This window comes from Hyphococcus sp. D3-15, from assembly GCF_055809375.1.
This window is the reverse complement of the sequence record NZ_CM147910.1, coordinates 725025-737355: the sequence shown is the minus strand read 5'-3', so window position 1 is coordinate 737355 and position 12331 is coordinate 725025. Positions and strand designations below refer to the sequence as shown.

12 protein-coding genes are annotated in these 12331 nt (G+C 60.4%); 3 read left to right on the top strand and 9 right to left on the bottom strand.

The annotated features are described in order from the left end of the window. Positions 1–154: 154 nt before the first annotated feature. The 3 genes from AC0L8G_RS03820 to AC0L8G_RS03810 all read left to right on the top strand — a co-directional run bounded on the left by AC0L8G_RS03820 (position 155) and on the right by AC0L8G_RS03810 (position 2323). Positions 155–874 (top strand): helix-turn-helix transcriptional regulator, encoded by a 720-nt coding sequence (locus AC0L8G_RS03820; protein ID WP_473386940.1) that lies wholly within the window; start codon positions 155–157, stop codon positions 872–874. Between the two features lie 92 nt (positions 875–966). Further along, positions 967–1707 carry a helix-turn-helix transcriptional regulator gene (locus AC0L8G_RS03815; RefSeq protein ID WP_473386939.1) on the top strand — a complete coding sequence of 247 codons (741 nt, stop codon included), beginning with the start codon at positions 967–969 and terminating at the stop codon, positions 1705–1707. A 214-nt stretch (positions 1708–1921) separates the two neighbouring features. Next, a complete protein-coding gene (locus AC0L8G_RS03810) occupies positions 1922–2323 on the top strand; it encodes a hypothetical protein (protein ID WP_473386937.1) in 402 nt (133 codons plus the stop codon). Between the two features lie 188 nt (positions 2324–2511). Here the strand turns inward: AC0L8G_RS03810 and AC0L8G_RS03805 are convergent, their stop codons facing one another. The 9 genes from AC0L8G_RS03805 to AC0L8G_RS03765 form a co-directional block, all read right to left on the bottom strand. After that, positions 2512–3072 (bottom strand): DUF3035 domain-containing protein, encoded by a 561-nt coding sequence (locus AC0L8G_RS03805; protein ID WP_473386935.1) that lies wholly within the window; start codon positions 3070–3072, stop codon positions 2512–2514. A gap of 90 nt (positions 3073–3162) precedes the next feature. Next, positions 3163–3720, bottom strand: coding sequence for a signal peptidase II (gene lspA / locus AC0L8G_RS03800; RefSeq protein ID WP_473386933.1), 558 nt, complete (start codon positions 3718–3720; stop codon positions 3163–3165). Continuing rightward, positions 3717–6647, bottom strand: coding sequence for an isoleucine--tRNA ligase (ileS, locus tag AC0L8G_RS03795; RefSeq protein ID WP_473386931.1), 2931 nt, complete (start codon positions 6645–6647; stop codon positions 3717–3719). The genes lspA and ileS overlap by 4 nt, the downstream gene beginning before the upstream one ends. Before the next feature lie 299 nt (positions 6648–6946). Further along, positions 6947–7654 (bottom strand): hypothetical protein, encoded by a 708-nt coding sequence (locus AC0L8G_RS03790; RefSeq protein ID WP_473386929.1) that lies wholly within the window; start codon positions 7652–7654, stop codon positions 6947–6949. Between the two features lie 151 nt (positions 7655–7805). Beyond that, a complete protein-coding gene (locus AC0L8G_RS03785; RefSeq protein WP_473386927.1) occupies positions 7806–8258 on the bottom strand; it encodes a methyltransferase family protein in 453 nt (150 codons plus the stop codon). A gap of 11 nt (positions 8259–8269) precedes the next feature. Then, the gene (locus AC0L8G_RS03780) at positions 8270–9172 is read right to left on the bottom strand and encodes a bifunctional riboflavin kinase/FAD synthetase (protein WP_473386925.1); all 903 of its coding nucleotides are present in this window, start codon (positions 9170–9172) and stop codon (positions 8270–8272) included. Next, on the bottom strand, positions 9166–10014 hold the full coding sequence (locus AC0L8G_RS03775; RefSeq protein WP_473386923.1) for a TIGR01459 family HAD-type hydrolase: 849 nt from the start codon (positions 10012–10014) through the stop codon (positions 9166–9168). The genes AC0L8G_RS03780 and AC0L8G_RS03775 overlap by 7 nt, the downstream gene beginning before the upstream one ends. A 59-nt stretch (positions 10015–10073) precedes the next feature. After that, positions 10074–11177 (bottom strand): EAL domain-containing protein, encoded by a 1104-nt coding sequence (locus AC0L8G_RS03770; RefSeq protein ID WP_473386921.1) that lies wholly within the window; start codon positions 11175–11177, stop codon positions 10074–10076. A 239-nt stretch (positions 11178–11416) separates the two neighbouring features. Further along, complete coding sequence (locus AC0L8G_RS03765) at positions 11417–12085, bottom strand: YiaD family glycine zipper/OmpA-like lipoprotein (protein WP_473386919.1); 669 nt, start codon at positions 12083–12085, stop codon at positions 11417–11419. Positions 12086–12331: the final 246 nt, after the last annotated feature.

Sequence of the window (12331 nt, the reverse complement as noted above, 5' to 3'; positions counted from 1 at the left end):
TAATGCCGCAGTGAATTATAGATATAGATTGCATAAATGCGCTCTATACCTGTACATTATTGAATGTCCTAAATAGTTGGCCTCGAAAACAGGAGAGCGCCGAAAATAAACGTAGCCGCCGGGCAGTAGCGAACATTCTCAGGGGGATGTTGACTTGCGCAATAAGATCGATGCGTTCATTCGCGAGGCGCTGCTCGTCAAGGACACTGGCGAGCTGAAACGCCTGTTCCTGGATTTCCTGTCCAAGTTTGATTTCGACGCCGTCGCTTATCAATATTTAACTGCAGGTTTTAAAAGCCTGTCGCTGTCAGAGGGGTTTCGAATTTCGACCTTCCCCGAAGGGCACATACGGTATTACATCGACAATAAGTGTTTCGAGATTGACCCCATTTTGCTCAAGGCCCGCAAAAGCGGCGTGCCGTTTCTCTGGCTGGAATCAATTGAAAACCTGACGCTGTCCCAACGGCAGATCGACCTGATCGCTTCCGGCCGCAAACATGGACTGCTGTCCGGGGCTGGCGTTCCGGTTTACGCGCTGCCCGGCGACGTCGCCTATTTCAGCATCGGCTCGACGACGAAAGAATTCGACATCAGCCGGGCGCAGCTTTTGGAGTTGCAGGCGGCCTGTCAGAATATGCATTCGCGCTACAACGAACTGACGCGCGACGCGAAAATTCCGAAACTTTCAAAACGGGAAGTGCAGGTCCTAGAGCTCATCGCGCAAGGCAACCCGAATTCGACCATCAGCGAAAATCTCGGGGTCTCTCCTAATACTGTCGATACTGTGATCAGGCGCTGTTTTGAAAAGCTCGGCGTGACGTCGCGGGTGGAGGCGGCGCTGGCCGGCGTCTCGATGGGCCTAATTTTACCATAATTCTATGTTTTAATTTTATTTAACAGTGGTCATGTGCCATGACACTCAACCCGCAATAAACAAAGCAATGGGAAGTACCGAAAGAACAAAAAATGCTGAAGCTTAAGAGTTTGACAGATTTAGCCGTAGAGATCGCCGCATGCTCTGACATGCCAACCATTCTGTCATTATTTGATCAGTTTGTGGCCGATTGCGGCGCGAAGGCGGCTTACGCCTTCACCTTCAGCTTTGGCGAATATCAGCAGCCCGCTTTGATGAAGCCGTTATTTTCATCCTTTGCGGAAGAGACGCTAAATTTCTATACGGACAATTGCTGTGTGGCCGTGGACCCGATTGTTCGCGGCGCGCTCGCTTCCTGCCGGCCGGTGAAATTCAATGAGTATTTCACCGAGGCCCAGAGCGAGCCGCTCATGGCGGAACTGAACGAGTTGATGGTCAAGCAGGGAATCGTCGATGGCATCGCCATGTCGGTCTCCAGCCGGCCCGGACGGCTGAGTTATGTTTCGCTCGGATACGCCCATTCGGTTCGCGATCTTTCTGAATTCGAAGTTCGCCACATCCATTCCGCGATTGAAATGTTCATTCGCCATGGCGCCAGCCTGAATGACAGCCCGGCCCGGACCGAGCCGGTGATCGAATTGTCGCCCAAAGAATATGCGGTCGTACAGCTCCTCGCGGAGGGCGCCAGCAACAAGGAGATGGCGCGCCGCCTCGGCGTGGCGCCCAGCACGATCAACACGCTGGTCAACCGCTGCTTTGAGAAACTCGGCGCCAAGACCCGCACCCAGGCGGCCGTCGCCGCCTCGCGCAGCGGCGTCGCCCTGGTCGCCTGAACCACCGCTTTTTCGCCCTTTCGAACCGCCCTTTTGGCGCAATATAGCGTCGAATTCGGCCATGCTGTAACATAATGCTGCATGTGCGAAATCATTCCCCGTGGCTATATAGGTCATCCGCCCTAGCAATGTCGTTCATCCACGTGACAGACAATTGCGCACTGTGAGCGTATCTCAGGATCATTGATATCGATCGTGCGAGGGAGAACACACGATGGTCCTGAATAGCTTAAAAAACGACATGCCAGATGATCACGGAATAGCCGACCTGGAATCGGTCGCGAAGGAAGATCACCTGGAGAAATTGTTCACGGTGTTTCGCCAGATCGACAATGTTCTGGGCGACTGCGCCGGACCTGACGAACTTGGCGACGCGAAAGCGGCCGGCCTGATTGACGCGCAGACTGTGGTGATCCGCACCGCCGCCGCGCTCCCTGCCCGGTCCATGAACGACCTGCTCTACAAGCTTGCTCTTTGGCGCTGGGATGCGCCGGAGCTCGACCAGCCGATCGAGGACATGAACCGCAGCGATGCGATTGTGTATTCCGCATTTCGCGACCTCGTTCGCTTGCTGAGCGACACGACAGTTTTGAAAGGCTTCGATAAGGCAAACTGACGCTGAACGGGAATTTTCTTTCTCCCCCGTCCCGGGATGTGTTGATGTCTTACGAGGGAACGCGGCCTCTTCGGAGGCCGCGTTTCTCGTTTTAGGGGCGCCTGCATCAGCGGCGCGCGCCCTCCGGCAAACAAAAACGCGGCTCACAAGGAGCCGCGTTTTTTGATTTCAAGAAAGCCGGAAAGCGATCAGAAAACGCCCGGAAGGCCGAGGGTTTTCGATTGCTTGATTTCGACCTTGCCCTCTTCGCCGATCACCGCCTTGATCGATTTGTCGCGCGCGGCCATCCACTCTTCGGGATTGTCGACGCGCAGCGGCGCAGCGGAATCATCGACTTTGCCGTCGACGAATTTCCAGAACATCAGCTGGTTGGCGAGGGAGCGATCCTTTTCGCCGCGACCGCCATTTTCAGCGTCGAGCAAGGTGCGGATCGCGCCGTCAGAACCGAGCGCATTTGCGTTGCGAAGCAGCATCTGTTCGCTGGCGGAAGGCGGCGCAGCGGTCGTGTCGCCCAGCAGCACCTGTTGCGCGCGCTGTGACGGCGACAATTCCTGCGGCCGGGTCTCGCCCGGACGCGGCGGACGCAGCCCGTAATCAGGCGGCACGACAAGCGGCGCCTTGGTGGTGATCGCGAATTCATCGGGGGCGTTCTTGCCGCCGCCCAGCGCCTTGCTGATGCCGCAACCGCCGGTCGCCAGCCCCAGAAGCGTAAGAGCGCAGACAAAGCGCAACGCAGAACCAGTATTCATGCCGTATTCACTCCAGATCAAAGCGCCCCACCCGCCGCTCGTTGGCGCGCACTATAGACATGCGGGCCCGCCCCCGCCAAGGGAAAGCCTTCAGCTCGTCTGTTTTTCCGGCGAGTCCGGTTTTCCCGCCCGCTTCTCCGCCTGACCGGTCCGCCAGGCGTCCAGCAGCAGAAAGGCGATGCCCACATTGATCGCCGCATCGGCGATATTGAACACCCAGGGGAAATGAAGCCCCGAAAAATCGAGGAAATCCACCACATAGCCATAGGCGATGCGGTCATAAAGATTGCCCGCCGCGCCGCCGATGATGAAGGCGACCGCCGCCGCCGCAAAGGGCCGCTTCAGCCGGCCAAGCCACCAGCCGAGCGCCAGCGCCACGCCGCTTGAAATCAGCGCCAGCACCCAGCGCATGCCATGCAGCATGCCGAAACTGGCGCCGCGATTTTCGACATAGGAAAGATCGAAGATCGCGGAGATCTCGATCTTGCCCAGTTGCGGCAAGCCGACCTGATGGACGATCCAGTATTTCGACGCCTGATCGAGCAGGATGATGACGGCGGCGCCGGCGAGGCCGCGCCAGAACAGTTTGTTGGCGCGCGCAACGCTCCACCAATCCTTGATCCGTTCGATCACCAGCGCAGGGGTCATGCGCCCGTCCTTGCTTGTGGCCTTGCGTCCGCCGCCTCGACCGCATCGGTGCAGCGCTCGCACAGATCCGCATGGGCTTCATGGGCGCCCACTTCGGGGAGGATGCGCCAGCAGCGGCGGCACTTCTCGCCCTCTGCCTCGACCGGGACCACCGCCACGGCCTGGCTTTCGCCTTCGAGACGGAACGCATTTTCAGGCGCCGGCTTGTCGGTGAGCGTCGCGCCCGAGGTGATGAACAGCTCCGCCGCATCGAGCCCGTCATAGGCCTTGAGCAGTTCCGCGTCGGCGACATGCACGATGGGCGCGGCCTCTAAGCTGGCGCCAATGCGTTTTTCCCGCCGCTCCACTTCCAGCGCGCCGGTGACCACGCGGCGGACTTCACGGATCTTCCTCCACTTGGCGCCCAGCGCATCGTCGCGCCAGCCCTTCGGCGTTTTCGGGAATTGCTGCAAATGCACCGAACCATCCGTAGACGGATAGCGCGCGAGCCACGCCTCTTCCATGGTGAAGACGCAGACCGGGGCGAGCCAGGTCACGAGCCGGTCGAAAATCTCCGCCATCACCGTGCGCGCCGCGCGCCGGCCCGCATCGTCCGGCCGGTCGCAATAAAGCGCGTCCTTGCGGATATCGAGATAAAACGCCGAGAGCTCGAACGAGGCGAAGTCGAAACATTTACGCCAGACGCCCTTGAAATCGAACTTTTCATAACCCGCCCGCACTTCCTCATCGAGCACTGCGAGGCGGTGCAGGACGTAGCGTTCAAGCTCAGGCATGTCCTTCGGTTCAACCCGTTCCGCATCGGAGAACCCGTCCAGCGCCCCAAGCAAATAGCGCAGCGTGTTGCGCAGCTTGCGATAGGCGTCCACCGCCGAGCCGATCATCTCCTTGCCGATCCGCAGATCGTCGGAATAATCAGAACTCGCGGTCCAGATGCGCAGAATATCCGCGCCATAGTCCTGCATGATCTTCGCCGGGTCGGTGACATTGCCGAGGGACTTCGACATCTTCCGGCCCTGCTCATCGAGCACGAAACCATGGGTCAGGACGGCGTCATAGGGCGCGCGCCCGCGCGTGCCGCAGCTTTCCAGCAGCGAAGACTGGAACCAGCCGCGATGCTGGTCAGAACCTTCAAGATACAAATCCGCCGGCCATTTCAGATCATCGCGCCCTTCCAGACAGAAGGCGTGGGTCGATCCGGAATCGAACCAGACATCGAGAATGTCCTCAACCTTTTCATATTCATTGTCGGAATAATCGTCGCCGAGAAATTCCTGCGCCGGGGTGTCGAACCAGGCGTCGGCGCCGCGCGCGCGCACCGCCTCGACAATGCGGGCGTTCACTTTCGGATCATTCAGGGGGACGCCGTTCTTGTCGGCGAACACCGCAATCGGCACGCCCCAGGCGCGCTGGCGCGAGACCAGCCAGTCGGGCCGGCCTTCGACCATGGCGCGGATACGATTGCGCCCGGAAGCTGGCGTGAACTCGGTTTCGTCGATGGCTTTCAGCGCGGTGTCGCGCAAGCCGCCTTCGCCGACGCCGCCAAGCCGGATGAACCATTGCGGCGTGTTGCGATAGATCACCGGCGCCTTCGAGCGCCATGAATGGGGATAGGAGTGCACCAGCCGGCCACGCGCCAGCAACTTGCCCTTTTCGATCAGGGCTTCAATGACGCGCTTATTGGCGTCGCCTTCCTTGCCCTTTTTCTTGCCTTCAATGACGAGGACGCGCGCGCCCTCAAAGCCCGGCGCCTCTTCCGTATAGGCGCCATATTCATCGACCGTATGCGGAATTTTCACATCCGTGCCGAAAGCCGAGACATAGGCGATGTAGTCTTCCTGACCGTGGCCCGGCGCGGTGTGCACAAAGCCCGTGCCCGCTTCATCGGTGACGTGATCGCCCGCAAGCAAGGGCACGTCGAATTCATAGCCGCCGCCAACGCCTTTCAGCGGATGGTCGCATTTCATGCCTTTCAGCATGTCGGCGGGAACATCGGCGATGCGCTTCCATTCGGCGATCAGACCGGCCTCGCGCACCTCGTCGGCAAGCGCATCGGAGACAATCAGCTTGTCGCCGGGCTTCGACCATGGCTCGAAATCCGTCTCCTTCATGGCGACGACTTCATAAAGCCCATAGGCCATTTTCGGGCCGTAGCAGATCGCGCGGTTGCCGGGGATCGTCCAGGGCGTCGTGGTCCAGATGACGATGGAGGCGTCTTTCAGGTCACCGCTTTGAACCGGAAATTTCACCCAGATCGTCGTCGACTGGTGGTCGTGATATTCGACTTCCGCCTCTGCGAGCGCGGTTTGTTCGACCGGCGACCACATTACCGGCTTTGAGCCGCGATAGAGCAGTCCCTTGTCAGCGAACTTCAAAAGCTCGTTGACAATCGCCGCCTCGGCGTCAAACGCCATGGTGGTGTACGGATGATCCCAGTCGCCTTCGATGCCATAGCGCTTGAATTCGCTGCGCTGGATGTCGACCCATTTCGCCGCATATTCGCGGCAGGCGGCGCGGAATTCGCTCTTGGAGACGTCGCGCTTGGCGCGGCCCTTTTCGGCGAACTCTTTCTCGACCTGCCATTCGATCGGCAAGCCGTGGCAATCCCAGCCGGGCACGTAATTGGCGTCGAAGCCCATCATCTGGCGCGAGCGGACAATGAGGTCCTTCAGCACCTTGTTGAAGGCGTGGCCCATATGGAGATGGCCATTGGCGTATGGCGGGCCATCATGGAGAATGTATTTCTCGCGGCCCTTCGCATCCTCGCGCAGGCGCTTGTACATGTCCTGATCCGCCCAGCGCTTCAGCCATTGCGGCTCCGCCTTGGGCAGGCCCGCGCGCATCGGGAAGTCGGTTTGCGGCAGGAACAGCGTGTCCTTGTAATCGCGCCCCTCTTTGGTCGCGTCTTTCGATGCATCCGGCATCGTCATCTCTCTCTGTCAAAACTGGTGAAATGGTGGTGCAGCAAAGTCCGGTCCCGGGCGCCTTTGTCAAGCCTAGAGGCAAGCCCCATGTCGGGCCTCGCTGGGCGGGGTGACGCAGGCAGGCGAACAGCCTGTCAGGCCATCAGGGCCTGGCCGGCATGGGGCGCGCGATGCGCTGCGATAATGAGGAATTTCCGCGTCATGGCCGCCGTCATAACAGGGCCCGCCCCGCCCGTCACTAAAAACGGCGCAACAAAAAACGCGCCCATTGGGGCGCGTTTTTGCAATTCTATCGCGAGACGGGGCTAGATCAGCTCCATCCGGTAGACCCGGCCTTCGCTGGCCTCGCAGGACATGGCCCGCGACCATTGCTCGCTGCCGCGCTGGGCGGAGACGGTCGCCGTCATCAACAGCGCACCGCCGCGATCTTCAACCGTGTCGGGCCGGTAGGGCGCGACCACCACGAAACCGCGCTCGCTCAGCGCCCGGCGGGCGTGGGAAAGGCAGGTCTGATAGGCCGCGCTGGCGGAAATCACCCGCGGCGCCCGGTCATAAGAGGTGTCCGGCGTGTCATAGGCGGGACCGCCATAGGTCGGTTCGCCGCCCTCAAGGCCGCTATCGTCATAATAGGCGTCGTCGTCATATTGCCCGTCATATTGATCGTCATAGCGGGCGTCATCGCGGCGCTGATCGTCGCGGCCATTATAATAGCCAGTGTCATAAGCACGCGAGCGAGCCCGGTCTTCATAATACCGGTCCTCGTAATAGCGATCCTGATAATACCGGTCGCGGGCGCGGTCTTTGCTGACCTCGCTGAGAATGATCGCGCCGCCAATCACGCCAAGCGCAATCGCCGCGCCTTTGCCGCCGCCATGCCCGTGATGGCGCTTATAGTGACCATGCCCATGATGGCCGTGACGATAATGACCGCCGCCGGCAAATGCCGGTGCGGCCACGCCAAGCACCATCGCCGCTGCTGCGGTGGAAAGGGTGAGCTTTTTAAAAACAGACATGCTGGCCATACGCCGCCTCCAACACGCCCCGCATGGCTGTGGCGCGGGGCTAGTGAACCGATGACTGCATTTTTCAGGCCCAATGTGTCGAGAATGAGGCGCCTCAGACGCCTTAAACGCACGAAATCGCGAGGAGAATTCGGCCCGGCGCTTAAAACCAGCGGCGGGTTTTGCGGCAATATTCAGCGTATTCCTCGCCGAATTTATCCCGCAGGGCTTCCTCTTCGGGCTTGATCTGAAACTCGGTCATAAACCAGACGAACCCGATCAGCGCCAGGGCGTTAACCGGATTGGCGAGCAAGATCGCCCAGCCGGTCAGCAACAGCAGCATCGCCAGATACATGGGATTGCGGCTGAAGCGGAAAAGCCCCTGCGTCACCAGCTTGCTCGCCTCGGATGGCGCCATCGGGCTCACCGTCGTCTTTTGCCTGATGAAGGCCACAACCGCCGCAGCCAAAATCAGCACGCCGATCAGGAAGCAGGCGCGGGCAAGCAAGCCCCGCCCGGCAAAGGTCAGTTCCGGCCCCAATCCGAAATAATGGACAAGCCACATAAGCGCGCCGACCAACGCCACCTGCACAACCGGCGGAACAGTGATGCGCATCGTTCTGGCTCCTATTTTCCTTGCAGCAGCGCCCTGGCCTTCACGCAATCATCAGCGATCTGCGCTTTCAGCGCATCGAGACCGTCGAATTTTTCTTCATCGCGCAAAAAGGCGATGAACGCGACTTCCATTTCCTGACCATAGAGGTCGCCGTCGAAATCAAACAGATATGTTTCCAGCAAAGGCGCATCCGAGCCGACCGTGGGGCGGCGGCCGAAATTGGAAACCGCATCATAGGTCTTCCCGCCGACGTGCGCGCGGGTCGCATAAACGCCCTTGCGCGGCTCGATCACCTCGCCAAGGGTCATATTGGCGGTGGGAAAGCCGATGGTGCGGCCGACCTTGCGGCCCTGCTCGACCGGTCCGACCACTGACCAGTCCCGCCCGAGCATGGCGGCGGCCCGGTCCATGACGCCCGCTTCGAGCGCCGCGCGCACGGCGCTGGAGCCGAATTTATCCGCACCCTGAGTTTCCGCGATCACCTCGACAAGCTTGACCTTCAAGCCCGCCGCCTCGCCCAGGGATTCAAGCGCCGCGCCGTCGCCCGCGCGCCCCTTGCCGAAGCGGAAATCCGCGCCGGTGACAATGCCCGCAAGGCCAAGCTGATCCTTCAGCACCTGATTGACGAAGTCTTCAGGCGTCATCGAAGCGAGCGCCCGGTCAAACGTCACCGCATAAATTTCCTGCGCGCCCGCCGCACGCAACAGCGCGTCGCGCTGCGCCGGGGCGGTCAGCAAAAAGGGCGGATCGTCGGGGCGAAAATACCGCCGCGGATGCGGATCAAACAACACAACGCCGGGCGCAGCGCCATGAGCGTGCGCGAATTCCGCAGTCTGGTGCAGCAAATGCTGATGCCCCAGATGCACGCCGTCGAAATTGCCTAAAGCGGCGATGATCGGATTGGTCCCTACCATCGCAGCGCTCCCGCCGCAGCGCGCACATGCAGCCCTGCTTTGGCGAGTTGCGCGCTCAGGGCCGCCGCATCCTTGCCGCCCTCATGCACGCCGCCATCGCCGGCGATCAGCAACGCATCGAAACCATGCTTGTTGGCGCCGGCGATATCGGTTTTCAGACCGTCGCCCACCGCCAGAATACGCTCACGCGGCGTTCCCCCGCGCGCGACTTCAATCGCCTTCAGGCCCAATTCATATATCGGCCAATGCGGCTTGCCGCCGTAAATCACCTCGCCGCCAAGATCGGCGTAGATCTCGCCAAGCGCCCCGGCGCACCAGAGCATTCTGCCGCCCCAATTCACGATGATGTCCGGATTGGCGCAAACCATCGGCAATCCCCGCTGCACAGCCTGCGCAAGCATATCGCGATAGGCCGCCGGCTCGTCGCGCTGTTCGTCGTTCAGCCCGGTGCAGATGATGAAAGCGGCGTCTTCCAGCGGCTGGAAGTCCACATCCAGTCCTTCGAACAGGGGATCGTCCATGGCCGGACCGATGCGGAAGGCGGGCTTTGGCAAACGCGCGGATATCGCAGCGCGCGTCGCATCACCCGAGGTCACCACCGCATCATAGGCGCTGCGCGGCAGGCCGAGCCGGTCGAGCTGCGGGGGAATAATGCCGGAAGGGCGCGGCGCATTGGTGAGGATCACCACCGGCCCGCGGGTTTGACGAAATTGCGTCAGCGCCTCTGCGACGCCGTCAAACAATGTGACGCCATCATGAATGACGCCCCATGCGTCGCATAAAAGCGCGTCATAGCGCCCTGCGATTGTCTGCAAAGATTGAATGACCGGAACATCGCTCATAAGGCTCATGGCCGATAAGGCCGATGGGTCTGGCGGTCAAGCGCGCGAAGCGGCGCCGGTCAGGACGCCACGGCGAGTTTCGGCAAACCGGACTCGGGCTCGGGACCGCTTTCGCCAGCCTGAATATAGCTCGCAGCCAGGCGTGGCGGGCCAAACAAGGCGCCCTGCCCGTAATCAATGCCGAGGCTCAGTATTTCCGGCATCTGCGCTTCATATTCGACTTTTTCGACGATCAGATCGATTTCATTTTCGACAAGCGCCGCCTTGAAGGCCTTGATGCGGGCGCGGCCCACATCGCCTTTGGCGCTTTCCGCCAGTAGCAGCGCGCCGGTGGCTTTGACGAAACGGAAATTCCTGTCCCGCAGGGTCTGCCAGTTGAGATCAAAACGGCGAATATGATCGACAGAGAATGCAAAGCCGCGGTCGGCGACCGCCTGCAGATTCTTTTGAACCCGCGCATGCATCATCTCGACCGCCGGATAGGTGAACTCAAACACCAGCCGTGACGACAGGTCTTCATTGGCGTCGAGGTAATCCGTAAAGCGCGTGAAGAAATCCTGGTCGAAAATCGTCGCCGGGGAGATGTTGCAGAACATCCGGTAATGGGCGCTCTCAGGACCAAGCTGGCGCAAGGACTGCACCGCGCGGAGCAAAATCATATTGTCGATGACGCCGATGCGGTTTGCGCGTTCGGCGGCGTCGATATAACCGGCAGGCTGCAACACGCCGCCATCGGCCCGGCGCAAGCGCGAAAACGCTTCAAAGCAACGAATCTTGCATTGCGGCAGGCTGACAATCGGCTGCAGATAAAGATCAATGCGGTCATTTTCGATGGCGTCTTTGACCGCATCGAGAACGACAGCGTCTTCCTTGTCCACATTCGCCACCGGTTCGAATTGCAGATCAGGCAGCGTCTTCGCCGGCTTGCGATTGAGTTTGTTGATCAGGCTGCGCAGCAGCTCAAGTTCCTGTTGCGCCCGGCTGAGCGCAAAGCCCGCCCGCGCATGCAGGATAAGAGAGACCACGAGCGCCGTGGCGAGCCAGATTTCAAGATCCGGCTTAAACCCGGAGCGTATGACGGCAATGACGAGAAACACGCCGGTAATGCCAGCGCAAAACAACACCGCCGCGCCATATCGCGAACTCTGCTGGCGAAAATTCATGGATGCGCCCCGTCTATCCTGTCTGTTAGGCGCCGCGCACCGCCGACCCATCGAGGGCGCGCGCCTCAGTCCCGACAGTTTTAGGAAAACTCTCTAAAAAAGCGCTTAACTTCGTTCGCTTTCCGCCCGGAAGACGGCGTCCCGGAATGGGACAAAAAAAGCCGCCGGACGAAATCGCCCGGCGGCTTGATTGTCATATCCGACCGCCGCGAGAGGCAGCGGTCGCGATGTCGTTTTGCCTAGCTGTTGAACTGGCTTTCGATCGGATCGATGACGATCTCGACGCGGCGGTTCGCCGAGCGGCCCGCTTCTGTCGAATTATCCGCAATCGGATGAGACTCGCCATAGCCGAGGGCTTTCAGCCGCGCCGGCGCCACGCCTTGCGCTGCGAGATAGTTGGAAACCGACAGTGCGCGTTTTTGCGAGAGCTGCTGGTTATAGGCGTCCGAGCCTGTGGAGTCCGCATGGCCGTAAACGCTGACTCCGGTCTTGTTGTATTCCTTGAGCACAATCGCCACGGACTCAAGCGTCGGATAGAACTGCGCGTTGATGTCCGACTGGTTCACCCCGAAGGTGATGTCAGACGGCATGTTGAGAATGATGTTGTCGCCCTGACGGGTCACGGAGACGCCGGTATTGGCGAGACGCTCGCGCAGTTTCGCCTGCTGGCGATCCTGATAGACGCCGATGCCGACGCCCGTCGCGGCGCCCACGCTGGCGCCGATGATCGCGCCTTTCTTGGCGTCGCCGGCGATCGCGCCAACGATAGCGCCGGCGGCTGCGCCCGCGCCCGCGCCCGCAGCGCCTGAGGTCACCGTGCGGCTCGCCCGCTTTTCGCCGGTGTATGGGTTTGTTGTGCAACCAACCGCGAGAAGTGCGGCGGCGCCGAGAATTAGAATTTTTCGCATTGCTGAGTGTCCTTTCAGGCTTAGCAACAGAACGTCCGGTCCGGCAGGAGGTTCCCCCCGTCCGCCAATTAATATCGACCGAAATATGGGCCGATTGAGGTCATCGCTCCATTAAAAACAGGTAATTACGGCGAAAATTGCACGCATCGCGGGAACTGGGGTCACAACTTCGTCAGCAAGGGAAAATAAGCGGCGGCCCAAGCCCTTGACGGTTCGCCAAGGGCCTCCTAAATCGCCGCTAGCACT

Coding starts and splice junctions, on each gene's coding strand:
- AC0L8G_RS03815 (WP_473386939.1), top strand. CDS start 967: ATGCTGAAGCTTAAGAGTTTGACAGATTTAGCCGTAGAGATCGCCGCA.
- AC0L8G_RS03810 (WP_473386937.1), top strand. CDS start 1,922: ATGGTCCTGAATAGCTTAAAAAACGACATGCCAGATGATCACGGAATA.
- AC0L8G_RS03805 (WP_473386935.1), bottom strand. CDS start 3,072: ATGAATACTGGTTCTGCGTTGCGCTTTGTCTGCGCTCTTACGCTTCTG.
- lspA (WP_473386933.1), bottom strand. CDS start 3,720: ATGACCCCTGCGCTGGTGATCGAACGGATCAAGGATTGGTGGAGCGTT.
- ileS (WP_473386931.1), bottom strand. CDS start 6,647: ATGACGATGCCGGATGCATCGAAAGACGCGACCAAAGAGGGGCGCGAT.
- AC0L8G_RS03790 (WP_473386929.1), bottom strand. CDS start 7,654: ATGTCTGTTTTTAAAAAGCTCACCCTTTCCACCGCAGCAGCGGCGATG.
- AC0L8G_RS03785 (WP_473386927.1), bottom strand. CDS start 8,258: ATGCGCATCACTGTTCCGCCGGTTGTGCAGGTGGCGTTGGTCGGCGCG.
- AC0L8G_RS03780 (WP_473386925.1), bottom strand. CDS start 9,172: ATGGTAGGGACCAATCCGATCATCGCCGCTTTAGGCAATTTCGACGGC.
- AC0L8G_RS03775 (WP_473386923.1), bottom strand. CDS start 10,014: ATGAGCGATGTTCCGGTCATTCAATCTTTGCAGACAATCGCAGGGCGC.
- AC0L8G_RS03770 (WP_473386921.1), bottom strand. CDS start 11,177: ATGAATTTTCGCCAGCAGAGTTCGCGATATGGCGCGGCGGTGTTGTTT.
- AC0L8G_RS03765 (WP_473386919.1), bottom strand. CDS start 12,085: ATGCGAAAAATTCTAATTCTCGGCGCCGCCGCACTTCTCGCGGTTGGT.